The sequence below is a fragment of the Colwellia maritima genome (assembly GCF_022669015.1).
Classification (GTDB): Bacteria; Pseudomonadota; Gammaproteobacteria; order Enterobacterales; family Alteromonadaceae; genus Colwellia; species Colwellia maritima.
Genome location: NZ_JAKKSL010000001.1, coordinates 329,643 through 355,330 on the forward strand (window position 1 = coordinate 329,643; position 25,688 = coordinate 355,330).

General features: G+C 37.1%; 22 protein-coding genes and 4 pseudogenes. 18 read left to right on the forward strand and 8 right to left on the reverse strand.

Translation table 11 applies throughout. From position 1 onward, the window contains the following. Positions 1–156 precede the first annotated feature (156 nt). The 18 genes and pseudogenes from L3081_RS28850 (at position 157) to L3081_RS01725 (ending at position 19,050) form a co-directional block, all read left to right on the forward strand. Positions 157–1,741: pseudogene (locus tag L3081_RS28850) on the forward strand (alkaline phosphatase). Positions 1,742–1,771: 30 nt separating this feature from the next. Continuing rightward, complete coding sequence (locus L3081_RS01645) at positions 1,772–3,409, forward strand: alkaline phosphatase family protein (protein ID WP_242282969.1); 1,638 nt, start codon at positions 1,772–1,774, stop codon at positions 3,407–3,409. Positions 3,410–3,465: 56 nt separating this feature from the next. Continuing rightward, a complete protein-coding gene (locus L3081_RS01650; RefSeq protein ID WP_242282971.1) occupies positions 3,466–4,212 on the forward strand; it encodes a hypothetical protein in 747 nt (248 codons plus the stop codon). Between the two features lie 66 nt (positions 4,213–4,278). After that, positions 4,279–5,650, forward strand: a pseudogene (glmU, locus tag L3081_RS01655) (bifunctional UDP-N-acetylglucosamine diphosphorylase/glucosamine-1-phosphate N-acetyltransferase GlmU). A 29-nt stretch (positions 5,651–5,679) separates the two neighbouring features. After that, positions 5,680–6,156 carry a type 2 periplasmic-binding domain-containing protein gene (locus L3081_RS01660; protein ID WP_242282973.1) on the forward strand — a complete coding sequence of 159 codons (477 nt, stop codon included), beginning with the start codon at positions 5,680–5,682 and terminating at the stop codon, positions 6,154–6,156. Positions 6,157–6,166: 10 nt separating this feature from the next. Beyond that, positions 6,167–6,415 carry a type 2 periplasmic-binding domain-containing protein gene (locus tag L3081_RS01665; RefSeq protein WP_242282975.1) on the forward strand — a complete coding sequence of 83 codons (249 nt, stop codon included), beginning with the start codon at positions 6,167–6,169 and terminating at the stop codon, positions 6,413–6,415. Between the two features lie 200 nt (positions 6,416–6,615). Then, positions 6,616–7,386: a DeoR/GlpR family DNA-binding transcription regulator gene (locus tag L3081_RS01670; protein WP_242282976.1), complete on the forward strand. Its 771-nt coding sequence runs from the start codon at positions 6,616–6,618 to the stop codon at positions 7,384–7,386. Positions 7,387–7,402: 16 nt separating this feature from the next. Next, on the forward strand, positions 7,403–9,235 hold the full coding sequence (gene glmS / locus L3081_RS01675) for a glutamine--fructose-6-phosphate transaminase (isomerizing) (RefSeq protein ID WP_242282978.1): 1,833 nt from the start codon (positions 7,403–7,405) through the stop codon (positions 9,233–9,235). 145 nt (positions 9,236–9,380) lie between these two features. Next, the gene (locus L3081_RS01680; protein ID WP_242282980.1) at positions 9,381–10,205 is read left to right on the forward strand and encodes a TnsA endonuclease C-terminal domain-containing protein; all 825 of its coding nucleotides are present in this window, start codon (positions 9,381–9,383) and stop codon (positions 10,203–10,205) included. Continuing rightward, positions 10,192–12,276, forward strand: a complete 2,085-nt coding sequence (locus L3081_RS01685) for a DDE-type integrase/transposase/recombinase (RefSeq protein WP_242282981.1) — start codon at positions 10,192–10,194, stop codon at positions 12,274–12,276. Before L3081_RS01680 ends, L3081_RS01685 begins: the two co-directional genes overlap by 14 nt. A 2-nt stretch (positions 12,277–12,278) precedes the next feature. Then, a complete protein-coding gene (locus L3081_RS01690; protein WP_242285467.1) occupies positions 12,279–13,937 on the forward strand; it encodes an AAA family ATPase in 1,659 nt (552 codons plus the stop codon). 1 nt (position 13,938) lies between these two features. Beyond that, positions 13,939–14,391 carry a TniQ family protein gene (locus L3081_RS01695; RefSeq protein WP_242282982.1) on the forward strand — a complete coding sequence of 151 codons (453 nt, stop codon included), beginning with the start codon at positions 13,939–13,941 and terminating at the stop codon, positions 14,389–14,391. Continuing rightward, positions 14,336–15,451 carry a TnsD family Tn7-like transposition protein gene (locus L3081_RS01700; protein ID WP_242282983.1) on the forward strand — a complete coding sequence of 372 codons (1,116 nt, stop codon included), beginning with the start codon at positions 14,336–14,338 and terminating at the stop codon, positions 15,449–15,451. The genes L3081_RS01695 and L3081_RS01700 overlap by 56 nt, the downstream gene beginning before the upstream one ends. Before the next feature lie 639 nt (positions 15,452–16,090). Beyond that, complete coding sequence (locus L3081_RS01705) at positions 16,091–16,348, forward strand: thioredoxin family protein (RefSeq protein WP_242282984.1); 258 nt, start codon at positions 16,091–16,093, stop codon at positions 16,346–16,348. A gap of 111 nt (positions 16,349–16,459) precedes the next feature. Next, a complete protein-coding gene (locus tag L3081_RS01710; RefSeq protein ID WP_242282985.1) occupies positions 16,460–17,206 on the forward strand; it encodes a hypothetical protein in 747 nt (248 codons plus the stop codon). Between the two features lie 286 nt (positions 17,207–17,492). Beyond that, positions 17,493–17,786 (forward strand): DUF2024 family protein, encoded by a 294-nt coding sequence (locus L3081_RS01715; protein ID WP_242282986.1) that lies wholly within the window; start codon positions 17,493–17,495, stop codon positions 17,784–17,786. 185 nt (positions 17,787–17,971) lie between these two features. Then, complete coding sequence (locus L3081_RS01720) at positions 17,972–18,418, forward strand: TlpA disulfide reductase family protein (RefSeq protein ID WP_242282988.1); 447 nt, start codon at positions 17,972–17,974, stop codon at positions 18,416–18,418. A gap of 32 nt (positions 18,419–18,450) precedes the next feature. Then, positions 18,451–19,050 carry a MarR family winged helix-turn-helix transcriptional regulator gene (locus L3081_RS01725; RefSeq protein WP_242282990.1) on the forward strand — a complete coding sequence of 200 codons (600 nt, stop codon included), beginning with the start codon at positions 18,451–18,453 and terminating at the stop codon, positions 19,048–19,050. A 777-nt stretch (positions 19,051–19,827) separates the two neighbouring features. On the opposite strand, the pseudogene glyA reads toward L3081_RS01725, so the two are convergent. The 8 genes and pseudogenes from glyA to L3081_RS26115 form a co-directional block, all read right to left on the reverse strand. Beyond that, positions 19,828–21,085: pseudogene (gene glyA / locus L3081_RS01730) on the reverse strand (serine hydroxymethyltransferase). 304 nt (positions 21,086–21,389) lie between these two features. Beyond that, positions 21,390–22,603, reverse strand: a pseudogene (locus L3081_RS01735) (pyridoxal phosphate-dependent aminotransferase). Between the two features lie 110 nt (positions 22,604–22,713). Then, on the reverse strand, positions 22,714–23,067 hold the full coding sequence (locus L3081_RS01740; protein WP_242282992.1) for an NO-inducible flavohemoprotein: 354 nt from the start codon (positions 23,065–23,067) through the stop codon (positions 22,714–22,716). Continuing rightward, complete coding sequence (locus L3081_RS01745) at positions 23,061–23,243, reverse strand: ferredoxin reductase domain-containing protein (protein WP_242282994.1); 183 nt, start codon at positions 23,241–23,243, stop codon at positions 23,061–23,063. The genes L3081_RS01740 and L3081_RS01745 overlap by 7 nt, the downstream gene beginning before the upstream one ends. A 28-nt stretch (positions 23,244–23,271) precedes the next feature. Further along, positions 23,272–23,889 carry a globin domain-containing protein gene (locus L3081_RS01750; protein WP_242282995.1) on the reverse strand — a complete coding sequence of 206 codons (618 nt, stop codon included), beginning with the start codon at positions 23,887–23,889 and terminating at the stop codon, positions 23,272–23,274. A gap of 55 nt (positions 23,890–23,944) precedes the next feature. Next, positions 23,945–24,451, reverse strand: a complete 507-nt coding sequence (gene tpx, locus L3081_RS01755; protein ID WP_242282997.1) for a thiol peroxidase — start codon at positions 24,449–24,451, stop codon at positions 23,945–23,947. A gap of 343 nt (positions 24,452–24,794) precedes the next feature. Further along, a complete protein-coding gene (locus L3081_RS26110) occupies positions 24,795–24,968 on the reverse strand; it encodes an aquaporin (RefSeq protein WP_274620268.1) in 174 nt (57 codons plus the stop codon). Continuing rightward, positions 24,959–25,462: an MIP/aquaporin family protein gene (locus L3081_RS26115; RefSeq protein ID WP_274620269.1), complete on the reverse strand. Its 504-nt coding sequence runs from the start codon at positions 25,460–25,462 to the stop codon at positions 24,959–24,961. The genes L3081_RS26110 and L3081_RS26115 overlap by 10 nt, the downstream gene beginning before the upstream one ends. Positions 25,463–25,688 lie beyond the last annotated feature (226 nt).

A 25,688-nucleotide genomic window follows, 5' to 3' on the forward strand; every position in this document is an offset into this window, starting at 1 on the left:
AATAATCAACACTCAGTTAAATAACGCTTTAGTTTATTGAAATATAATTGTCATATAAGCATCAATAAAACACCATATTTTAGTCATATTTACTTCACACAAATGCTTTATTTTAGCTCGCATATTAATTTTTAATTTATCTGGTTGGAGTAAATAATGCACAAAAAAACCATCGCATTGGTCTTAGCGACTATGCTGCCGAGTGTAAGCCTCTCTGCGTTAGCTGTTGATTTATTTAATGATCAAAAAACTAACGACTGGTATAAACAAGGTGAACAAGTACTAGCGAATAAATTGGCACAAACAACACAAAACAAAGCTAAAAATGTAATTCTTTTTGTTGGTGATGGTATGGGTATTTCTACATTAACCGCAGCACGAATATTACAAGGTCAGCAAGCCGGAAAGTCAGGAGAAGAAGGTTATTTAAGTTTTGAAACATTTCCTTTTAGTGCCTTGGTAAAAACCTATAATGTTGATGCGCAAACCCCAGACTCTGCCGGCACAATGACAGCGATGATGTCTGGATTAAAAAGCGATCTTGGCGTCATTGGGGTTAATGAAGAGATTGAACGAGGTAACTGTACAACAGTAAAAGGGAATGAAGTTGCCACTTTACTAGAACTTGCTGAAATACGCGGATTATCAACAGGTATAATATCGACAGCTCGTATTACCCATGCAACACCAAAGAGCAGCCTATGCAAAATCAGCAGATCGCAATTGGGAAGATATTTCTGATATGCCGAGCGAAGCCATTGACCAAGGCTGTGAAGATATTGCCTCACAACTTATCAATTTTGAAAAAAATCTAGAAGAACGTTATCCAGGCATTGATGTTGATGGCATCGAAGTAATGTTTGGGGGCGGTCGCCGTCACTTTTTACCAAAAGACATCGCCTTTAATAGTGCTGATGCAATGAGTGAAGTGGAAGGAGACAGAACCGATGAAGTTGACTTAACTGCGCAATGGCAAACAAGTTATCCAAAAGGCAAATATATTATTGATCAAACGGGTTTTGATTCATTAGACACCACCAATACACCGCAAGTTTTAGGATTATTCAATGAGTCGCATATGCAATATGAGGCTGATAGAGCTAATGATATTGCCGGTGAACCAAGCTTAACTGAAATGACGACTACAGCCTTAGATATTTTAGACAACAATAAAAATGGGTATTTTCTTACTATTGAATCTGGGCGTATTGACCATGGTCATCATGCAGGTAGTGCATACAATGCATTAACCGATACCATTGAGTTAGCTAATGCCGTTCAAGCTGCCATTGATAATACTAATCCAGAAGAAACGTTGATCTTAGTTACCGCCGATCACAGTCATGTATTTACCATTGCGGGTTACCCAAAACGGGGCAATCCTATTTTAGGTAAAGTTGTATCTGTCGGAAGTACAGAAGCCAGTTTAGCAAGCGATGGTATGCCATATACCACAGTAGGTTATACCAATGGTTTAGGACATCGTAACCTTATTGGTGCAACAGATGCGGACAAAGGTTACAACGAAGCGATTAATACAGGGCGTATAGATTTAACAACAATTAACACGATGGACAGTGGTTATCATCAAGAAGCTAATATTCCTTTAGGTTCAGAAACTCATGCAGGCGAAGATATTTCTGTTCACGCCATGGGACCAGGTGCTCAACTAGTACAAGGTAATATTGAGCAGAGCGTTATATTCCATATCATCAATAAAGCGCTTGGCTTAACTGAATAGTGGCCAAAGTTAATAATTTAGGAAAAATTTATGAAAAACTTTAATAACTCAATAATTGCCCTTACCATTTTATGTAGTTTGGCCGCATGTGATGATAGTGATAAAAATAATACGTTAACTAAAGAAAACTTATCGACAAACGTTTCCAATGAATGGTTTATTCAAGGGGAAAAAGCAATAGAAACGGCAGAAACTAATTGGAAAAGTGTGTCTGAAATATCAGAACTCAAAGGCAAAGCAAAAAATGTTATTTTATTTGTCGGTGATGGCATGGGTATCTCTACCTTAACCGCTGCGCGAATTCTTGAAGGGCAGCGCAAAGGTATGTTAGGGGAGAGTAATCGCTTAAGTTTTGAAAACTTTCCTTTTTCAGGGTTTGCTAAAACCTACAATGTTGATGCACAAACGCCTGATTCAGCAGGAACCATGACAGCCATGATGTCAGGCGTTAAAACAGATGCCGGCGTATTAGGTGTTGATGCCGATATTCAGCGAGGTAACTGTGCAAGTGTTGCCGGTAATGAAATGACTACGGCGTTAGAGCTTGCTGAAATTGCCGGTAAATCTACGGGTGTTATTTCCACAGCACGAATTACTCATGCAACACCGGCAGCGACTTATGCAAAATCAGCAGAGCGTAATTGGGAAGATGTATCAGATATGCCCGCTGACGCCATTGCCGCAGGTTGTGAAGATATTGCTTCGCAATTAGTGAATTTTGAAGCTAATTTAGAAGCGAGAATGGCAGGTGTAGATGTTGATGGTATTGAAGTAGTTATGGGTGGTGGGCGACGTCATTTTTTACCTAAAGATGCAGCCTTTAACAGCATTGATGCCGTCAGTGAAAAAGAAGGCGATAGAAGTGATGGCCGTGATTTAACTGCTGAGTGGCAAGCTAATTACACTTCAGGAAAATATATTGTAGATCAAGCGAGTTTTGATGCAATTGATCCTGAAACAACAACCCACTTATTGGGTTTATTTAATGAATCACACATGCAATATGAAGCCGATAGAGCCAATGATATCGCAGGTGAGCCTAGCTTGAGTGAAATGACTAGCAAAGCCATTGATATATTAGATAATAATGATAAAGGTTTTTTCTTAACGGTTGAGTCAGGTCGTATAGACCACGCGCATCATGCGGGTAACGCATATAACGCATTAAACGACACCATTGAGTTTGCCAAAGCGGTACAAATGGCTATTGATAGCACTAACCCTGAAGAAACACTCATTATTGTTACTGCGGATCATAGCCATGTATTTACCATAGCGGGTTATCCAAAACGCGGTAATCCAATACTCGGTAAAGTAGTGGGTGTAGGTCAAACAGAAGAAAGTTTAGCGAGTGATGGTATGCCATACACTACATTGGGGTATACCAATGGTCTTGGATATCAAAATTTAGGGCAAGAAACTGATGCTGATGCCGCTTATGGCCATGAAAATGGCGCAGGTCGTGTTGACTTGACCAGTGTAGATACAACAACGGCCGGCTTTCATCAAGAAGCACTAGTGCCTTTATCATCAGAAACCCATGCGGGTGAAGACGTAGCCATTTTTGCATCAGGACCAGGCGCACATTTAGTTACGGGTACAAATGAACAAAGTATTATTTTTCATATTATGAATTATGCGGCTAATTTAACGAGTAGCAACGACTAACGTTACCTGTTTTAAGCAATTAAGGGGAGTTAGTGATAACTCCCCTGGAGTATTTAATGAAAAGTTATATAGCGATTTTTTTACTGTTGATATTCACTTCTTTTTTGGTAAAAGCAGAGCAAACTTGCCATCTTAGAGCAGACTTACTCGGCGCGTATTATCAATTAACAAATAGCAATACACACAGTAATGAACAAGAATATTCAATTACCGATAAAGCTGTTCATCTCAGTTCATTATGGCGAACTAATCAAAAAGTTTTGTCAATTAATGGCGAGCAATCGACAACTTGGTATAGGCTAAATAATGGTTTAGTTCAAAAAACCACTCATTTTGATCATTTTAAAAGAAGTATAGAATATCAAGCTAAACCAATGTCAGAAGAATACTGGCAACAAATTAGACAGCTTATTCCAGATAGTAAAAAACATACGTTAACGTTAGTTAATACCACGGCAGACGGGTGTTATCAGCAAGAGCAGTATCAATGGCACAGCGACGATTCAAATTTAAGCGGCAAACTGTTATGGAATAAAAATTTGAATATAATGACAGAGTTAACCATTACACAAGGTGATAAAAAAAGTCATTGGCAATTACAAAAAATTGAGCGTAATCAGGATGTGATCAATCAGGTTTTTGCCCAACGTGCTAATTACCAAAGCACGGATTTTGCCGACATTGGTGATAATGAATCTGATCCCTTTTTAATTAAAATGATTAATCTCGGATTTATCGACCATAGTGCATCTGGTATATACAATGCTAATGGCGAAAGTATGGCTATTCAACATAATCACTAGTAAAGATCGTTGAAATTTAGGTACAATAACAGCTATAAGAAATTAGTTAATTTGAATGGATTTATCATGTCTCTCTCTGTTGTTATTCTTGCTGCGGGTAAAGGTACTCGTATGCGCTCTGCCTTACCCAAAGTGCTCCATGTTGTTGCCGATAAACCTATGGTTTCACATGTAATTGATAGCGCACGTCAAATTGGCGCTAAAAACATTTATGTGGTTTATGGTTTTGGTGGTGAAGTACTTAAAGCTACATTAACAGAAAACGGTACAGGTGAAGATTTAACTTTTGTAGAACAAACAGAGCAATTAGGTACAGGGCATGCGGTTGATCAAGCCTCGCCTTTTTTAAACGATAATGAAGATGTATTAGTACTGTATGGCGATGTACCACTGACTAAAGTCTCAACGCTAGAAAGTCTACTGCAAGCTAAACCTGATAATGGCATGGCTTTGTTAACGGTTAATTTAGCTAACCCAACAGGTTATGGTCGTATTGTTCGTGTTGATGGTCAAGTGGTTGGTATCATCGAGCAAAAAGATGCAAGCCCAGAACAACTCGCCATTAATGAAGCCAATACAGGTATTTTGTTAGCTAATGGTGGCGATTTAAAACGTTGGTTAGGTGGTCTTTCTAATGAAAATGCCCAAGGCGAATATTATTTAACCGATGTCATTGCTGCAGCGCATCATGAAGGTAAACCGATAGCAACTGCACACCCTGAAACTGAAATTGAAGTAGAAGGTGCGAATAATAGAGTACAACTAGCCTCATTAGAGCGTGCTTATCAAGCAAGATTAGCGCAAGAGTTAATGATTGCCGGCGCGAGTTTACGTGATCCGTACCCGAATCGATATTCGTGGCTCGTTAATCATAGGTAATGAAGTTAGCATTGATATTAATTGTATTTTTGAAGGTAAGGTAGAACTCGCAAGCAATGTGAAAATAGGCGCTAACTGTATTTTGAAAAATTGTTATATCAGTGACAATGTTGAAATAAAACCCAATACTATTATTGAAGATGCCATTATAGGTGAAAATTGTTCTGTTGGACCATTCGCACGAATTCGTCCAGGCACAACCATGCATAAAGATTCACATGTGGGTAACTTTGTTGAAATGAAGAAAACCACCCTAGGTGAAGGTAGTAAAGCAGGGCATTTAACCTACCTTGGCGACACCCTCATTGGTAAAAATGTTAACGTAGGCGCAGGCACCATTACGTGTAATTATGACGGAGTCAATAAAGCACAAACCATTATTAACGACAATGCTTTTATTGGGTCAAATAGCTCGTTAGTTGCCCCTGTGACTATTGGTGAAACAGCTACCATTGCCGCAGGCTCTGTTATAACTAAAGAGGTTGAAAAAGAAGACTTATCTATTGCCCGAGGCAAACAACGTAATGTTAAAAACTGGCAAAGACCTGTTAAAAAGTAATATTCACTATTATGTTATATAACAGATGTTTGCTTTTTATTATCTTGTTGGCGCCTTTCTTTTCTATTGCAGAGAAAGAAAATGAAACATCGACGGATCTTAATGTGGTGGCCTTTTCAAGTCGCTTACTTCAATATCAAGAAGAGGGTGAAAATAAAGGTCCTACCATTGGAATTCTCAATGCTTTGCTAAAGGAAACAGAATTTAACGCCAATGTTTCTTATATGCCTTGGGCTCGTGCTTTCTCAATTGCTAAAAATACGCCCAACACTTTAATTTTAAGCATGTTAAGAACACCTGAGAGAGAGGATAGTTTTCATTGGATTATTAAGGTTAGCCAAGCAGCCCGTGTATTCATTTCATTGAAAAGTAAACCAGAAAGCTATGTTGAAACGATGGCTGAAGCAAAGAATAAACTCATTGCTGTTATTTTAGGTTCTGCTGCACATAAAGAACTTATTAGCGGCCGGTTTTTCAGAGAAAGAAAATATTTATATTGTTTCTGATGGCAATAAAATGCTTAATTTATTAATTAACGGCCGAGTCGATTTAATCTATTCAGATCCTAATAATGTAAAAATAGGGTTAAAGGCTATTAATCAGCCCGATGTTGCTATTCGCTATAAAAATATAACTTTAGAAAATCAACGAGTAGGTTATATAGCGATAAATAAAAATAGTGATGAAAAACTAGTGACGCAACTACAACGAGCGGCTGCTAAGTTTAGTAAAACACCGGAATACTATCGTCTTCTTGATGAGTAAGTAGACAGTTTAAATTCAATTATATATAGCTAAGTTTAAAGAAATTAATAAGGTTGTAATAGTTCAATAATTTCGAAATAGCCTCTAATTTATCAACTTTGTCTTCCGGCGAAGGAAATATAGATTTATTGCATTAACTTTCGAAATGAAACATAATAACAACATAAATGAAAGTTAACTGAAAATTTATTTTAAACATCATGTCTAAAAGAAACACTCAACAACGTCGACATAGTATTATTGCCGAATTGAATATTAATGGCGAAGTAAGCGTTGATAGTTTAGCTAAACAATTTGATATATCTGAAGTTTCTATTAGAAAAGATTTGGCATCGCTTGAAAATAGCGGTTTGCTCTTACGCCGTTATGGTGGGGCGATAGCGCTACCAAGTGAAATAACAGAACCTAAAACTGAAAAGCTTTCTAAACAAAAAAAAATAATTGCCAAGTATGCAGCAACACTGATTCGTGATCATAACCGTATTATTATCGACAGCGGTCAAACAACATCGGCTTTAGTGTGTGAGTTAGAAAGTAAAAAAGGCTTAGTGGTAATGACGAATGCGTTAAGCATAGCAAACGAAATACATGCCTTAGAAAATGAACCCACTTTATTGATGACCGGTGGTACTTGGGACGCAAATTCAGAAGCTTTTCAAGGGCAAGTCGCTGAGCAAGTTCTCCGTTCATATGATTTTGACCAACTATTTATCGGTGCAGACGGTATTGATATTGACCGCGGTACAACCACGTTTAATGAATTAACAGGCTTAAGCCGAGTAATGGCAGAAGTAGCGCGTGAAGTTATTGTTATGGTTGAGTCGGATAAAATAGCTAAAAAAATACCTAATTTAGAGTTAGGATGGCAACAAATACACACCCTCATTACTGATGATGACTTGTCTGAATCAGTTAGAACACAATTAGTAGCTCAAGGCGTAAATTTAATATGCGCCAAAGCGGTAAATTAAAGCAAGGAAATAAACTATGTGTGGCATAGTCGGTGCAGTAGCACAACGCGATGTAGCAGAAATTTTAGTCGAAGGACTAAGACGTTTAGAATACCGAGGTTATGATTCAGCAGGAATCGCAACCATAGATCAACAAAACCTATTAGTTAGCGCTAAACGTCTAGGAAAAGTGCAAGAACTTGCGCAAGCATTACAAGATAGCCCGCTTAGCGGTGGTACAGGTATTGCGCATACTCGCCGGGCCACACATGGTGCTCCAAGCGAAGTAAATGCTCACCCACATCTTTCTAGTGGTAATATTGCTGTTGTTCATAATGGTATTATTGAAAATCATGAAGCCTTGCGTAACCTTCTTAAAGGCTTTGGTTATGAGTTTGTTTCTCAAACCGATACTGAAGTTATTGCACATTTAGTACATCATGAATTAAAAACCGGCGATACATTACTTGCCGCAGTACAAAAAACGGTTCAACAACTTGAAGGTGCATACGGCACCGTGGTGATGGACAGCACAGACAAAGACCGAATTATTGTTGCACGCTCAGGTAGCCCATTAGTTATTGGTTACGGTTTAGGTGAAAACTTTATTGCGTCAGACATGATGGCGTTATTACCTGTTACTCGTAAGTTTGCTTTCTTAGAAGAAGGCGATGTAGCAGAAGTCACTCGATTTGATGTGAATGTGTACGATATTAATGGTGATTCAGTAGAGCGAGAAGCCAAAGAAGCCTCAGTAAATCATGACAGTGGTGATAAAGGTGAATATCGTCATTACATGCTCAAAGAAACCTACGAGCAACCAACGGCGATACGAAACACCTTAGAAGGGCGTTTGACTGGTACTGAGCTTAATATTGAAACCTTTGGCAATGGCGCTGATGACATTTTTAAAAATGTTGAACACGTACAAATTATTGCCTGTGGTACTAGTTATCATTCAGGCATGGTTGCCCGTTATTGGTTAGAGGAGCTTGCCGGGATTTCTTGTAATATAGAAATAGCTAGTGAGTTTAGGTATCGTAAGTCATTTGTGCCTAAAAACTCAATGATTGTAACACTCTCGCAATCAGGAGAAACAGCCGATACCCTTGCCGCATTAAGGTTAGCCAAAGAAATTGGCTACACATCAAGTTTAAGCATTTGTAATGTACCGGGCTCATCCTTAGTACGCGAGTCAGATTTATCGTTTATGACCAAAGCGGGCGCTGAAATAGGCGTAGCCTCTACTAAAGCGTTTACCACGCAATTGGTTGGACTGCTAATGATGACCTTAGCCATAGGTAAACATCATAGTATGCCACTAGTACAGCAAGAAAGTATTGCCAAATCATTATTAACCTTACCTAATAAACTTGAAGAAGTATTAGCGTTAGCGAGCTCAATTGAAGATTTAGCCGAAGACTTTGCTGATAAACAACACGCTTTGTTTTTAGGACGCGGTGATCAATACCCCATAGCAATGGAAGGTGCGTTGAAATTAAAAGAAATTTCGTATATTCACGCAGAAGCCTACGCAGCAGGTGAATTAAAGCATGGGCCTTTAGCCCTAATTGACGCCGAAATGCCAGTCATTGTTGTTGCACCAAAAAATGATTTAATTGAAAAATTAAAATCAAACGTAGAAGAAGTACGTGCTCGAGGTGGCCTCATGTATGTATTTGCTGATGTTGACGCAAACTTTTTAAGTGACGACACCATGAAGGTAATAAACGTACCGCATTGTGACGACATTATTGCCCCTATTGTATACACACTCCCTTTACAGCTATTGTCATACTATGTGGCAATAATTAAAGGTACAGACGTAGATCAACCGAGAAACTTAGCTAAATCAGTAACGGTTGAATAAATAGAATTTATTTTTAACTTTTTGCTGTGAGAGAGTAATAAAGTATCATACTAAGTATTAAAGTATCATACTGAGTAATAAAGTTGCATACTGAAACCGTCTAAACTATGCTTAAATTATGAGCATATTTTAGGGCGGTTTTTTTATGGCATCTAGAAAGTTAGGAAACTCGGACGCTAAGAACAACAAATGGATTAAAGAAGGTAGGGGTTCTGGTCAAAACTCAGAATATAAACCTTGGATAACAGTTAGGGATTTACCTTCTGATGGTCGTGTACATCGAGTATTTGGTCATAAATCACAACGAACACATCATCTGCTTTCAGATCTAGAACTTGCCGTATTCTTATTACTCGAATGGCATCAAGACGTTATACAAATCCGCGAGCAATTTCCATTACAACTAGAAACAACTACTCAGGTAGCTGCAGAGTCAGGTATTTCACACCCTAGTTTATCAGGGGTTAAACAATACATGTCATCAGATTTTCTCGTAAACTCTCATAATCCTAATCAGCCTAAATTTGTTCTTCAGGCAAAATATGCGGAAGCCATAGGTGATGCACGAACTGTTGAAAAACTTGAATTAGAGCGTAGGTATTGGAAATTAAAAGAAGTTCCTTGGTTTCTGGTCACGGAGCAGGATATTCCTCAAACGGTTATTAAAAATATCAAATGGTTGTACCCTGCTCAGCGTGATGAAATAGATATGGAGTTGTTAATTCAGCGTGTTGATTATTATGATTATCACTTTTCACAAAACCCTGATAAAAACATCATAGATATATGCAAGAAATTAGATATAGCATATGAGCTACAAGTTGGAGAATCTTTAGCAGAAGTTAGACACTTATTAGCTAAACGTTGTTTTACCTTTGATATTTTCACATTAGCTCCAAAATTAAAAGCACACCAATTAAAAATAGGAACAATTAAGTTTTTACAGGAGGCTTACAGTGTTTCAAATTAATGAAGTTGTTCAGTACAACGATGTGCCTTTTAGAGTTTTAATGCTGATGCCAGACCATCTGATATGGATTTCATTAACTAATACCTCTGCATTTCCTCAATTGATGAGTAAGAAAGAATTAGAAAATAATATTAATGAAGAAGTATTAATAAGGATAGAAGACCCGTATGCAGAGTTAGCTTTTCAAACACCAGAAGAAGGTTCAATAGCAAAAACAAAACGAGATAATAACTATCAGTTGATAAAGCCTTTGCTTGAATCACCAGAGTTTTATTTAGCCAAGTCACGTTCGGCGATTATTAACCAAATTATTGAAGATCATGGCTCAACTAAACAAACGCTTTATCGTTTAGCTCGTAGGTATTGGCAGCGCGGACAAACACCAAATACTTTGCTCCCTGACTATAAAAACTCAGGAGCGAAAGGTAAAAAACGTACCCCCACTAATAAAAAGCTTGGTCGACCAAGAATATATATGCCTGGCACTGGAGCTATAATTGATCCCTTCATTGAAAGGTTATTTAGAATAGCTATTGATAAGTATTTATTGACTGATAAAGGTTACTCTTTTCCTTATGCGCATCGTCGATTTAAATCTTTACATGAAAATCATTTTCCTGGTATCCCTGAAGAAGAAATCCCTACTAATTGGCAAATGCTACACTTCTATAAAAGAGAATATCATCAGGTAGAGAAGATACAAAAACGGGTTTCGAGTATTGAATATAAGAAAGATGTACGACCGTTGGGTAGTACGGCTAATACCCAAGTATTAGGACCTGGCTCTCGATATGAAATAGATGCGACCATAGCAGATATTTACTTAGTGTCAGATAGCGATAGAGCTAACATTGTTGGTCGCCCAGTCATTTATATGGTTATAGATGTTTTTAGTCGAATGGTTGCGGGTTATTACGTAGGCTTTGAAAATGCGTCGTATGTAGCGGCCATACAATCATTGGCAATGGCTATGACAGATAAGGTTGAATTTTGTAAAGGATATGGTTTTGAAATAGAAAGCGATGACTGGCCGGCTGTTGGATTACCTGATGCTATTCTGGCTGATAGAGGGGAAATTTTAGGTTATCAAATTGAAAGTTTAGAAAATAGTTTTTCTATCCGTATTGAAAATACTCCATCGTATAGAGGCGATGCCAAAGGCATTGTAGAACGGAGTTTTAGAACATTACAGGCTAATTTTACCCCTTTCGCACCGGGTGTAGTAACGGGTACAAAGATAAAAAAACGCGGTGATAAAGATTATAGACTAGATGCAAAACTAACTGTTACTGAATTTAAAGAGATTATATTGTCATCCATTTTATATCATAATCAATTTGCACCTCTTGAAAAGTATGACAGGGATATAGATATGCCTAATAGTTTACCTTTAATACCTAAAGCATTATGGCAATGGGGGTTACAGCATAGAACAGGTAGATTAAGGTCTTTTTCATATGATGCTATACGGGTTTCTTTATTACCTCGTGTTAAGGCTACACTTTCAGATTTAGGTGTTTGTATCTATGGTGTTTATTACACTTCAGCTGAAATTGTTCAACAAGGTTGGCTACATAGATCTGATGAAACTATAAGACCCGAAAAAATTGATGCCGCATATGATCCGGCCTCAGCTGATCATATCTATATTTTTCCTAAAAAAAATAGTACTAGTTATTGGATTTGTAAATTAGCTATTCGTTCTCGTGAATTTGAAGGTTCATCTTTTTGGGATGTTTGGCAAATACAAGATGAACAAAAGAAAACTATGGCTAAAAGTAAAGTCATAGCAGAACAGAGGAAACGAGAGCATGAAGAGTTTGTTGAAAATAAAATTAAACAGGCCATTCAAAAATCTGCAAATACTGACCATTTATCAAACGCAGAAAGAATTTCTGCAATTAATGATAATAAACGTAAAGTTAAAGCAATAGAACGACAAGATAATGCTTATAGACCAAATATTAGCAATAAGGATCAAAAAGCAGATGTTATTTATATAAATGAACATGTTGAAGAGGATTATAGTTATCCAGATCATATTGATGACCTATTTAATGAGGATGATTAGTGATGGCCTTACCTAGTAATTTTATTTCTGCAGTATATAAAGACCCTGGTATTGAACGGTATCGTAATAATCCCTTTATTGAAGCGTTAACACCTATAATGTCAGTAGAACAAATCAGAAAAAGGCTGACAGGAAAAGTTAAGTATAACCCTAAAGATGTGTTTAGTAATGCCCGTGAACGAGCTCATGAAGTGTCTTCACTTCTAGATGATTTTTTTCAACCAATAGCTAATCACCTTCAGTTGGAAGAAAAAATTTCTATTATGATCCGTGGAGGTTATGTAGGTCGCAACTTAGTAGATGGATCGCTAAATACTCATATGCAAAATGGATATGAGCGAATTATGTCTGGTGAATTAGATAGTTTTCGTTTTGCTCAAACTAATTCGACAGCTAAGAGTTTATCGCTGATAGGGTGCTCTGGTAGTGGTAAAAGCTCCACTATAAACAGAATATTAGCTACATATCCCCAAGTTATTTATCACGAACAACATAATTTTATTCAGTTATCATATTTAAAAATTGAGTGCCCCCACAATGGTTCTTTAAAAAGCTTATGCCTAAATTTTTTTCGTGAACTTGATCGTGTTCTGCATACTAATTACGAAGAAAAATATACAAGAAAACGTCATGGCCCTGAAATGTTATTAGCATTAATGAGTCAAGCTGCAACTCAGAAAGCTATAGGAATACTGGTTATTGACGAAATTCAGCGTTTAAGCCGAAAGCATGCAGGTGGCAAAGAAAAAATGTTAGAGTTTTTCGTTGAGCTAGTTAATGTAATAGGCGTACCTGTAATTATGGTAGGCACACCAAAAGCTCGGCCTATATTTGAATTGGAATTACAATCCGGTCGAAGAAGTCTTGGATTTGGTTCTTTATCTTGGCAGCCAATGAGAGCTGATAAACCTACTAAAGATAAAAAAACTGGAAAATTACGTAAAACAGAATGGATAGCATTTAGCGATAAACTATGGCGTTATCAGTGGTTATTAAAGCGAGACGAAGTATTAACTGATGAAATTCGAGAGTGTTGGTATGATTTATCACAAGGGGTACTAGATATAGTTGTTAAGTTATTCGTATTAGCTCAGCTTAGAGCTATAGCTACAGGCGTTGAACGCATAACAGTTAATTTATTGAAACAGGTTTATCACGATGAACTTAAACCAGTGCATCCTATGTTAGCTGCTTTACGTTCAGGTGATGTAGAAAAGATAAAGGACTTTTCTGATTTACAATTAACTGATATCGATAAAAAGATATTAGATTTACGGCAAAAGATAGATAAATTAAAAGTTGAACAAGAAAAAGAACCATCGTTTATGAATAACGAACAAGCTATGAGGCTTTATAATTTATTATTGGCGATGGACTGTAACTCTAAAATATTACTGCCATTAATTGAACAGGCTTTCAAAGACTACCCTACATTAACTGTACGAGAACTTATACCTATTGTATTAGGTTGGTATGAAAAACCCACTAAGCCTATAGTGAATAAAAAACAACAGAAGATCCAACAAAAAAACTGGCACACTTTAGATTCAGATGACATGCGTTTTAAGTTCTCACAGGCTGAAAAGGGAAAATTATATAAAACATTAAACTACGGTGATGAATTATTTGATTTACCCAACTGGATAAAAAAAGTCGGATAATATGTTTGGCTTTCCTTTTCCTTATCACAATGAGCTGCTTTATAGCGTAATTGCAAGGTATAGGGTTCATCAAGGGATTATTTCTCCTAAAGAGCTGCCGGATGAGATTTATAATGATAGAAAGGTAGTAGCTACAGTTGATTTACCTAATCATGTTAATAAAATATCTAGTTTTTACCCTAAATGTGAAGCCAAGTCTTCTATTGGACTAATTTATTCACATACCCTATTTCCTTTATATGCTCCATTTATTGATGAGCAGCGTCGCAAAAAATGCATTAAATTCATGCAACAGAAAGCAAAAAGTAGTATTCATTTAACCTTAGGAGTCGCAGCTTCCCGGATTAAACAACCTAGGTGGTTAAGGTATTGCCCTGCTTGTCTTTTGGAACAAAAAAATGAATATGGAGAGTATTATTGGTTACGTAATTTTCAAGTTCTTTGGTGCAGATAGTTGCTTGTTACATGGAACGTTAGTTGATTCTAGTTTACTTAGACACCCTGATCACAAACACGAATACACCCCTGCAACTTCCTACTCTTGCAAAATCGACCTGAATCATAAATCAAATAGCTATCAATCTGAGTTAATAACTCAGAGTTTAGATAAGTTATTGCAGCTTAAACCTTTTCATTCCCCGACTCTTGAGCAATGGAGCTATTTTTATAGAACTTTATTGTTTGAGCATGGATTAAATCGTGGCAAACATATTGATTACAACAGGTTAAAGGAAAAAATAATTTCGTCCTTTGGAAGCAAATGGCTTCGAAAGTATGATTTATACCCTGAAGACAGTGAAATATGTTGGCTTAAAACTATTTTTCGTAAACACAGAAAAGCATTCAGTTACTTAGAGCACCTAGTTGTTTGGCATAGCATATTAGGAAGTGGTTGGCAGGTTGCTGATATTTTTAAACAGGTATGTTTACAACCAAAAGAAAATAAAGCATCAGTAACACCACTGCTTGATGCAACAGAAAAAGACAAGACGAAGTATCGAGATCTATGGCTAGTCGCGGTAGTTAAAAATGGTGTTAATTATGCTCGTAAATACAAATTCGGCTATGTATATGCTTGGCTTTACCGCCATGATAGAGACTGGTTACTACAAGTTAATAATCAACATAAAGTACCTAATATTACTAAAAATCAGCGTATTGATTGGCATAAACGTGATCGACATTTAGTAAAACTATTATGCCGAATTAAAAATGATATCGAACTTCAGTTAGATGAACCGCGCCACTCAATGAATTGGTATTTATCAAAACTTGATTGTGGATCAACTGTTGGAAAACATTTAAATGACTTACCACTTTGTAAATTGTTTTTTATGAAGTTTTGTGAAAATATAGCTGAATATCAAATAAGAAGAATAACATGCGCTGTTATTGCACAAAGCCTATCGAAGAATACATTACGGCGATGGCAAATATTAAGGATGTCAGGATTAAGTGAGCAAAGATTAACTTCTCTTGCTGATACTTTTCTACTTAGGGTTATACGGATTTAATGGATAAGTTTAGGATAGATGGATTTAGCGATGATTCAATCATCAATGGTATAGGCTCTTTGTTTCGGAGAACTGATGGTTCTCTCTGGCGGATCAATCTTTCCAATTCCCCTGTGCGTAATACTACACTGTAACCTTCCTCCGGCATCGGAACGGCTTAGAGCCTTTATATAATTATAATCTCATCGTTTTTTCTTGCTCTGATAAGAAGCTTGGTCGTTCTGTTGGTTTTTACTCTCAAGCACAGTTTTTCCTTGGCTAAGGTATTTTGTAACCCATTCATTAACAATTCTTCTGCTCATATTCAGTATTCGAGCTATCTAAGATCTGTTTTTGCCTAATTTAAAGAATGATACGGCTAACAATCTAAGCCCATTCTATTGGCTTTAATTATTGTGATCTATGTGTATTCAATATCATTTAATTGTTGGTAGCAAAAAAGGATATAAGAGCAGCAGCTCATACTGCCAGGCATATTGTTAAAACTTTGTTTTATACTTGCTCTTTTGGTTAGTTTATTAAAATTCACCTTCAAGATGATATACATGGATCGAATAAATAATTTAATAATTTTTGTTGACTCGGTGTTCATATTAACTATATAGTAAGGATTCCTAACTAAAAGCATCTTTCAAGGAGATGAATAATGAACAAAGTAACTTTTTATCACACGGCTGTCCTGTATGTGTTTCTGCAGAAGAACAAATTTTAGACCTACTTGACCAGAAAAACGTAGATCTTGAAATTGTACATTTTGCCGAAGCAAAAGGCCGTATTGGCGAAGCTCAAAATTTAGGTGTTAAATCTGTACCCGCTTTAGTAACCAATGGACAGGTATTGCACATTAATTTTGGTGCAAGCATGGAAGATGTTAAAAAAGCAGTTGGCGTAGCTTAATGACCTGATATCCCCAGTTCTCCGGGATATACAAAGGCTTCTTTTTTATTTCTTATTTTATATCTACTACTTGGTCAGAGATCATTTAACTTTTATTTACAGGTCATCAATATGAAAACTTATACAAAAATATTTACCGCTTTACTGGCGACAACTTTATTCTCAACGGCTCAGGCACATAGCAACGACCATACAGGTCATATTCAGGCCGAAAAGTCCGAAAAAACGTTAGCTGAATTTGATATTTTACATACTAAAATAACTACCCAAGGTACACATTTAGTTTTTCAACAACAAGTACGAGGAACTATTGGTAAAAGCGTTCCTGAAGCACACGGTAAACTTTCCGGGGCTGATGTTTATAGCTATGTTTGGCCGACAAAATTGAATAGTTCTGTGGTTGGTTTTGAGGCCGATCAAGGGATTTTAGCGTTAGCTTTGACCGTTCATCCTGATTTTGATGATACGCCATTGTACGATGAAGATAATGACGGCAATAAAGCTAATGATGGTGACAAGTGGCACAGTCACTGGGTGGTTCTAGTTCCAGATGAAAGCTGTGGTTCAGGCGCTCTGAAGGTGCGTGATATCCCTGAAGGTCAAAAACCGACAATGCCTGAAACGTGGCCAGGATTACCTATTTTCATCGATAGTCCAGGTTATGACTTTAGCATGAAAAATAGTGAGGTATTAGTTCGTGTTCCGATGAAAGATATAGGTTTCAGTGAAGCGTTCAATTATGACGGTGTCACCGCAGCTTTGAGAGTAAATCAACAAGTACATGCCCCTTTATTGTGTGTAACTAATGTTTTTGATGTTGCGTCTGGTAATTTAAGCCTTCCGGGTATTAGTGGCTAATCAAAACAAATAAAGGCCAACATTATCTATTTGTTTATGTTGGTCAATTTCCCCCTATGGATAGAGTCATAGGTTCAAAGAACAAACCTTTTGGTAACTATAAAACTGAAACTTAAGTGACGCCTATGTTAGATACGCATACTTTAGGGCTAGTCTCATATGCCAAACAGGTAAGTCGTGTTTTAAGAAAGAAGAATATTAGTTGTGAGATAAACACCTCGCTTTCGAAGGCCGGGGACTCCAAAGATGTTAATAAATATTTGGTGATACACCTAAGGATATAATGATGACAGTACAAACTAAAGCTATGAAGGTACATATATATGATACACACGTAACAACGTCAAATGGCAATTATTACCATTTTGATGTATTGGTTTCAGATGAAGGCATAAACCGAGCAACAGAATTTGCTCAACAATATATTAAAGAATTAGGTTTGTTGGAAGCAGAAATAGACCAAAAAAAATGTAATTTCTGCCATAGTGAAATGGCAAACCCAACAGTTCAAGATGAAATACTGCATAGAGGTTATTACATTATTCCGATGCAAGGTTGCCCTAACAGGTTAATCAAGTAATACTTCGGGATTAACGATAACTAGGGTTGGTTATGTCGAAATAATTTATCTACCCGTTAAATCGGTAAAGCATTCAAATGGGACAGAGTTATAAATCTTATAAGGGTACAATAGTAATTGTTTCTATTTTTCTACAAGATGATACGGCTTAAAATAGCAAGAAATGTGACTAGGATAATGATATTATGTCTGATTTAATCGTTTCAAAATGGCTTAACACTAAAGATGAAATTTCATTGGATAATTTACGAGGCAGTGTCATCTTAGTTTATGTTTTTCAAATGTTATGCCCTGCTTGCGTAATTGCCTCTATTCCACAAGCAAATAAAATACAGCAGATGTTTGCTCAGGAAAAATTACAAGTCCTCGGTTTACATAGTGTCTTTGAACACCACGATGCCATGAAAGAGCAAAGTTTAATTGCTTTTATACATGAATTTAAGGTCAAGTTTCCTGTTGCGATAGATAAAGCAAGTGTATCGAGGGGAATACCACAAACCATGGAAAAGTATTCAATGCAAGGCACTCCTACTTTGTTAATATATGATAAGGTCGGCGACCTTAAATTACGAAGGTTTGGGCATGTGGATGATATAGAACTAGGCTTTATTTTAGGCTCTCTTCTTTCCTAAACGTTATGCAAAGTCGCAATTAGGTATCTCTAATGAAAAATATTTTTTCTCCTATAGAACAAATAGATAACCTTGATGCTAAGGTCATCGCCGGTATTGAGCGCTTAGCGACTCTTTTTAAAAGCAGTCTGCAAGATACCGCCAAACGATATAAGTTAACACCTCTGCAAGCTCAATTATTAATATTTATTGCCGAACACTCTACTAAATTATGCTCAGTGACCATGTTAGCAAAAGAGTTTTCGGTTACTAAAGCAACAGCGAGTGATTCTTTAAAAACACTGGTTAACAAATCATATATAGAAAAAGTTTATAACCCTGATGATGCACGGGCATTTAGTTTTGTTATTGTTGATATTGCTAAGCCTATGGTTAATGAACTGACTCATTTTGGTTTGTTGATGTCGAGCTCATTAAGCTCATTAAATGAAAATGAGTTAATACAGTTATGCCATTTGAATTTAAAGATGCTCAATATTTTTAGTCAGTCAGGCTTAATAACATGCCGAATGTGTTATTCGTGCCAATATTATCAACAAAAGAATGGGGGATTTTATTGCCATTTAATGAAGAAAGAACTTCCGGCTAAAGCGCTTCGATTAGATTGTCCTGAGCATCTGAAATCTAGTTGACTTCCGCCCAATTCACCAGAGTTGTTTAACGGTTAGACACTAGCCAATTCTGAATATTAATAGGCAGATCATAAAGAAGTTAGCATAATATACAATCGTTAATTTGAAATATTATGTTACCCCATACCCGTAACCATCACGGCTAGCGCCTTTTAATCCCAGACTCTAGTAGGGTTAAGCTATAATCATTGTAGAGGCATTCCATTTTCTTTTTCTTCGCTATACTCGCTGATTTTGTTGTATCTTGCTTGAATAGTACCATCGCTATTTTACGTATCACATTGAATACAAGCGACCCTTGTATTTCACTCGCCTTTAACCGACAAATAACACGTGCAATGGTGTCATGCTTTTCAATGCTCGCTTCAAATAATCCATTGCAGTTTTAAGTGACCAAATCTTGGATACCTTTCCGGCCCTTTGCGCCAAAGTGTACAGCACTAATTGAGGGTAAAAAAAAGATCGAGTAAGTTATGCTTTTGAAGCGGTCGATGCGTACTCAGTGATAGAATCAAAGTATTTAAGAAAAATAGCGCTCATTTGTGAATACCAAAGTTGTGATATGCCTTGAGCTGTTCGCTATTTACTCAACATGTTTAATTTATAATGATCTTTTCGTGTTAATTATTCCTTAAATGATAACTAGTTGTTTGTGAAATGTCGTGAAAGTATTTTGATCAAAATAGTAAAGTTACCGGTATTCATCCACATTCGCCTGTTAACTGAACGTGGACATTTTGATTTTTAATTTGTCAAAAATAGCAAACGACTAATCTCCTAACTATAAACAGGAAAACGAGAGCATAATTCCTGAACACTAACTTTCACTGTAGCAATAGTATTCTCGTCAGTAATATCGTCTAAAATATCACAAATCCATCCTGTTAATACTCTAGTTTCTTCGATATAAAAACCACGTCGAGTAATTGCTTGGGGTACCCAAACGTAAACCTGAAGTGACAAATGGAGACCTAGGGTCATTAGGTACTGAGTTTTTATTTGAAGTAATATTTGCGCGACCTAATGCAGCATCGGCATCTTTACCTGTAATATCTTTATCGACCAAATCAAGCAATAAAAGATGATTCTCTGTACCATTAGAGACAACTTTGTAACCTCGTTCCTGTAATACTGCAACCATAGCTTTAGCGTTATCTAAAACTTTTTGCTGATAAACTTTAAACTCAGGTTGTAATGCTTCTTTAAAAGCAACCGCTTTTGCTGCGATAACATGCATTAATGGACCGCCTTGGATAGCAGGGAAAACTGCACTATTTAGTTTTTTATAAATAGCTTCATCATCACAGGCTGAAATAATTAAACCACCACGAGGACCCGCTAAGGTTTTATGAGTAGTCGTAGTGACGACGTGAGCATGTGGTACAGGATTGGGATATAAGCCTGCTGCCACAAGGCCGGCAACATGAGCCATATCAACTATGAAATATGCGCCCACTTTGTCAGCGATTTCACGCATACGAGCCCAGTCAACAATTCCTGAATATGCAGAAAAACCACCAATGATCATTTCTGGTTTATGCTCTAATGCTAAATGTTCAATTTCTTCATAGTCAATTAAACTTGTTTCATTATTCAAACCATATTGAATAGCTTCGTATGATTTTCCTGAAAAGCTAACTTGAGAGCCATGGGTTAAATGGCCTCCGTGCGCTAAGCTCATACCTAAGACTTTCCCTCCTGGGGAAACAAGAGCCTGAAAAACAGCCGCATTCGCCTGTGAGCCTGAATGTGGCTGCACGTTAGCATAGGTCGCCCCAAATAATTCCTTAGCACGATCAATCGCTAAATGTTCAACAACATCAACATATTCACAACCACCATAGTAGCGTTTGTCTGGGTAACCTTCTGCATATTTATTGGTTAATTGAGAACCTTGTGCTTCTAGTACACGAGTACTACAGTAGTTTTCAGAAGCTATGAGCTCAATGTGCTCTTCTTGGCGAGTAACTTCATTGGTTAACGCTTGAAAAAGTTCAGTATCAAAATCAGCAATGTTCATATTACGTGTAAGCATTTTCTTTCCTTGGGGTATCGACTACAGGTCGTAATAAACTAGTTTGTTTTAACAAAATCTTATCAAACATATATTGGCTGAAGCTTGCATGTTCGTATATTAAAATTTTTATATTAGTTTATTATCAAAGCCTTAAAGTAAAATTGTTAATAATTAAAATGGGTTGGATAAGTTCGTTATGGCGTAATTTCAACGAGCTTTCCCTGTTGTTTTCAGTTTATACCGTAGACAGCCTAATCACTTAAAGAACTCTCATTCAACACTTGAAATTTATTGGTTCTGGTGATTGATATTACTATTGTGTTTATTGATGATAATTACTAAAAAACGTTTCTATTTTTCCTATTGCCAATCTTAATTCATCAATATGTGGTAAAAATACAAGTCGAAAATAATTTTTATCGTCGGCATTAAACCCACTTCCATGCACAACTAAGATTTGTTGTTGTTGTAGTAGATCTAAGACCATTTTCTCATCATCTTTAATATTGAATTTTTTTGCATCAACTTTTACGAATAAATATAAAGCTCCCATAGCAGGGTTACAAGATAATCCATCGATAAGATTGATCATTTTATGCGCCAAATTACGTTGTAAATTTAATCTACCATCTCCTTGAATAAGGTCATTAATACTTTGGTAGCCGCCTAAAGCTGTTTGTATGGCATTTTGGCAAGGCACATTGGCACATAAACGCATTGAGGAAAGAATATTAAGCCCCTCTATGTAGCCTTTTGCATGTTCTTTTGGACCGGATAGTACCATCCACCAACTCTAAAGCCTGCAATACGATAATTTTTTGATAATCCACCTAAGGTAATAATTAACACATCCTGTGCTAATCGTGCAATAGGTATGTGTACTGCTTCGTCATAGATAATTTTATCGTAAATTTCATCACTAAAAATCACTAAACTATGTTTACGAGCTAACGCAATTATACCCTGCAATATTTCTTCAGAATAAACTGAACCGGTAGGGTTGTTAGGATTAATTAAAACAATAGCTTTGGTATTCTGATTAATTTTATTAGCCATGTCGTCCATGTTTGGAAACCACTGATTTTCTTCCTCGCATTTATAGTGAATAGCTTTACCGCCTGATAATGAAATTGAAGCAGTCCATAAAGGATAATCGGGTGCGGGTACTAATATTTCATCTCCATTATTTAATAATCCTTGCATGGCCATCACAATAAGTTCACTAACACCATTGCCAATGTATATATCATCAACACTAACGTCCTGAATTTGTTGTTGTTGGAAATATTGCATTATAGCTACCCGAGCAGAATAAATGCCTTTAGAATCAGCATAGCCCTGAGATCTTGGTAAATTATGAATAACATCCTTTAAAATATCACTAGGCGCGGAAAATCCAAATGAAGCAGGGTTTCCAATATTCAATTTTAAAATTTTATGTCCTTCATCTTCAAGACGACGAGCTTCTGCCGCTATTGGTCCTCGTATTTCATAACAGACATAGTCTAATTTTGATGATTTATTGATATTTTTCATTCTGGAATTCCTGACTTTTAATACTGCGTTAGTGCAGAACTCTATTATTTCTCCAACTTGGAGACGAGCGCATTGGTTTAACTCGGTATTAATAAAATCCCCCTTTTTATTTAAACTACTAAGGCTTCGCTCGGTCCGAAAAATTCATAGTGAATCTGACCTTCAGGTATCCCTAACTCCTGCGCTATTCTCAACGCGGCAGACATAAACGGTTTTGGTCCTAAAAAATAGTATTCTACGTCTCGATCATTGGGTATCAGCGATGCAATAAGCTCTGCGGTGATAAATCCTTGCCCGTTAGGCTTGCAACTTGCCGTCGGTTGGCTATAAAGATAATAAGACGAGACGTTGCTATTGTCATTCGTTAGTTGTGTGACATGCTGCTTAAAAGCGTGAACTTGGCTATTGAGCGCGGCGTGAATGAAATGAATATCACGTTTTGAATTAACTTCAGTATTCAACATACTAATTCCGGAGTGATCCCCACGCCCCCGGTGAGGAGGACTAATGGTTTATCGTTTTTACGTAAGGTAAAATCCCCGCACGGAGGTAATAAAATTATTGTTCTCCCCAGTTCTAACTTATCGTGTAGGTAATTTGAGGCCAAACCTTTAGGCTCACGCTTTACACTGATACGCAAATAATCCTTATTTGGTGCGTTGGATAAACTATAGTTCCGACGTGTAATTTCCCCCTATTTCCAGTACTAAGGTAAGAAACTGACCCGGTTTGAACGTTGGTATAGCACCGCCATCGACCGGTTTAAAATAGAAAGAACTGATAATTTGACTTTCACTTTCTCTTTTAAAGAGTTTAAATGCACGCTCGCCACGCCAACCACCATCTCGATTCTCGTTTGTGCTATAGACGGACTCTTCAGCGCTGACCAATATATCAGCTAACTGTTGATAGGCTTTACCCCAGACCGCAATCACTTGCTCGTTAGCGGCTTCACCTAAAACGGCTTTTATTGATTGGAGCAAGCAGCTGCCAACCATGTCATACTGGGAGGGTTTTATGCCTAATGCACAGTGCTTTTGTACTATTTTTTCTACAGCGCTGCTCAGATTACCCAAACTATCGATATTTTCAGCATAGGCGACTACAGCACCTGCCAATGCTTTAGCCTGGATTCCCTTCCCCTGGTTAGTTTGATTGAAATACGGAATAACCTCTGGATACTGATTAAACAACAAAGGGTAAAAATGCTCAGTAATTGCATTAGCATTTGCTTTAACAGCCGGGATGGTGGCTTTAATGACCTCTACGGTCCTTTGATCTAACATGGAGTACATCCTGTATTTAGTTGGAACAAGAAGATTGGGTAAAGTTACCCATCGTTTAACTTGATGCTAGTACTGCCAAGGCAGCATCATAATTTGGTTCATCGGTTACTTCATTAACCCTTTCAGCATAAATAATCTCATGTGCCTCATTTAGAATGATTACTGCTCTTGCGTAGAGGCCGCCTAACGGCCCATTTTTCATTTTCACCCCATAGTTGGCTGCTAATGATGACAGCTTGTAATCTGACGCGGTAATGATATTTTCGATCCCTTCAGCGGCACAAAATCGATTATAGGCAAACGGTAAATCAAGAGAGGAAAATAATAGTGTGACATCTTTCATCCCAGATAATTGATGATTAAAGGTCCTTAACTGAGTCGCGCAAACAGGGGTATCAATACTAGGAAATATATTCAATACCGCCTTTTTACCCAGTAGATCCTTTCTGCTTATAGACGATAAGGCATTATCGATTAAGGTGAAGTCTGGTGCTTGCTCACCCACTTGTGGAAATGTACCTTCAACTTCAATAGCCTGGCCTTTAAATGTTAATTTATTCATTGTGAGATCCTTCTTTCATTTATTACTGATAAAAATTAATCTGTATCTTGTCTAATTGCAACTCTGTGAATATCAAGGTCGGTATGAACCCTAAGAGCAACTATGAATCAGAGCGACAAGGGATTGATAGTTGCTTGAATTTGGTTTTAATCAAGTTTCGTTTGAGACAAGCTCCGAAACAGAGTTCGTATCATCTTGTGGTAATATCGGTATCACCGTGCTTTTGATAAGAAAAGGTGAGATAGCTTTACAGTAAAGTGCCGCCCCAAATTGCGCGCCAATAATTGGTCCTATGATCGGTACCCAAAAATACATCGTGTCACGACCACCTGTGAAAGCGACGTCACCCCAACCAAACAAAATAGGCAAACAATCTTGGTGCAAAATCACGGGCCGGATTCATGGCGAATCCAGTTAATCCGCCCATGCTTGCGGCAATAATAGCGACAAGAAGACCAATAAGTAAAGGTCCTGCCATACCCTTTGGTACACCATTTTTATCATCAGTTAAAGCCAATATACCCAAAGCATTAAAATAGCTGTTATGATGATCTCTACATTCAAGGCCTGTAGATTAGTTAAAGGCTCAAGCGGAAAGGTGGCAAATATACCCGCCGTTGCGACACTCTCGTTGGATCCTCTGACGACATCATTTAACAGTTCCCATTCGATAAATAGTTGAAAATACATGAAGTATATTAACAATGCGCAAGTAAAAGCCCCAAGGCATTGTGACGCTATATAAGGTAATACTTTTTTCTTATCAAAATTTTTAAAAACCATCAAGGCTAAGGTAACCGCAGGGTTTAAATGTGCACCACTTACGCCCACTGAAACATAGATAGCAATGGCGACACCAAGTCCCCAGATGATGCCAATATCCCACTGGCTCAAACTAGCCCCCGAAAGGACAAGGGTGGCGACACAACCGACCCCAAAAAAAATAATGAGGGCGGTGCCTAAAAATTCACTAATGCATTGACCTAACAATGATTGGCTCGGTTTGTTCATGCTGTACTCCTTATGCTCAATGCCATTTAATAACGGCATTATTTTATTTAATAAAAAATAGGGTGATTAAATTGTTTGTAGCAACCAATACAAAAAATATTTGTAGCGACTGCCGGTAATTTAGTTGATATTCATTTTTTTAGTATCGATTCGATACCTTAATGATTGTCATCGCTCTACCTGAAAAAGTCAACCGTTCATTATCATATTTAACCGTCTATCTTTT

Bases quoted from the DNA above. Each gene is read 5' to 3' on its own strand.
- L3081_RS01645 (WP_242282969.1), top strand. From the start codon at position 1,772: ATGAAAAACTTTAATAACTCAATAATTGCCCTTACCATTTTATGTAGT.
- L3081_RS01650 (WP_242282971.1), top strand. From the start codon at position 3,466: ATGAAAAGTTATATAGCGATTTTTTTACTGTTGATATTCACTTCTTTT.
- L3081_RS01665 (WP_242282975.1), top strand. From the start codon at position 6,167: ATGCTTAATTTATTAATTAACGGCCGAGTCGATTTAATCTATTCAGAT.
- L3081_RS01670 (WP_242282976.1), top strand. From the start codon at position 6,616: ATGTCTAAAAGAAACACTCAACAACGTCGACATAGTATTATTGCCGAA.
- glmS (WP_242282978.1), top strand. From the start codon at position 7,403: ATGTGTGGCATAGTCGGTGCAGTAGCACAACGCGATGTAGCAGAAATT.
- L3081_RS01680 (WP_242282980.1), top strand. From the start codon at position 9,381: ATGGCATCTAGAAAGTTAGGAAACTCGGACGCTAAGAACAACAAATGG.
- L3081_RS01690 (WP_242285467.1), top strand. From the start codon at position 12,279: ATGGCCTTACCTAGTAATTTTATTTCTGCAGTATATAAAGACCCTGGT.
- L3081_RS01695 (WP_242282982.1), top strand. From the start codon at position 13,939: ATGTTTGGCTTTCCTTTTCCTTATCACAATGAGCTGCTTTATAGCGTA.
- L3081_RS01700 (WP_242282983.1), top strand. From the start codon at position 14,336: ATGAATATGGAGAGTATTATTGGTTACGTAATTTTCAAGTTCTTTGGT.
- L3081_RS01705 (WP_242282984.1), top strand. From the start codon at position 16,091: ATGAATAATGAACAAAGTAACTTTTTATCACACGGCTGTCCTGTATGT.
- L3081_RS01710 (WP_242282985.1), top strand. From the start codon at position 16,460: ATGAAAACTTATACAAAAATATTTACCGCTTTACTGGCGACAACTTTA.
- L3081_RS01715 (WP_242282986.1), top strand. From the start codon at position 17,493: ATGACAGTACAAACTAAAGCTATGAAGGTACATATATATGATACACAC.
- L3081_RS01720 (WP_242282988.1), top strand. From the start codon at position 17,972: ATGTCTGATTTAATCGTTTCAAAATGGCTTAACACTAAAGATGAAATT.
- L3081_RS01725 (WP_242282990.1), top strand. From the start codon at position 18,451: ATGAAAAATATTTTTTCTCCTATAGAACAAATAGATAACCTTGATGCT.
- L3081_RS01740 (WP_242282992.1), bottom strand. From the start codon at position 23,067: ATGTTGAATACTGAAGTTAATTCAAAACGTGATATTCATTTCATTCAC.
- L3081_RS01750 (WP_242282995.1), bottom strand. From the start codon at position 23,889: ATGTTAGATCAAAGGACCGTAGAGGTCATTAAAGCCACCATCCCGGCT.
- tpx (WP_242282997.1), bottom strand. From the start codon at position 24,451: ATGAATAAATTAACATTTAAAGGCCAGGCTATTGAAGTTGAAGGTACA.
- L3081_RS26115 (WP_274620269.1), bottom strand. From the start codon at position 25,462: ATGAACAAACCGAGCCAATCATTGTTAGGTCAATGCATTAGTGAATTT.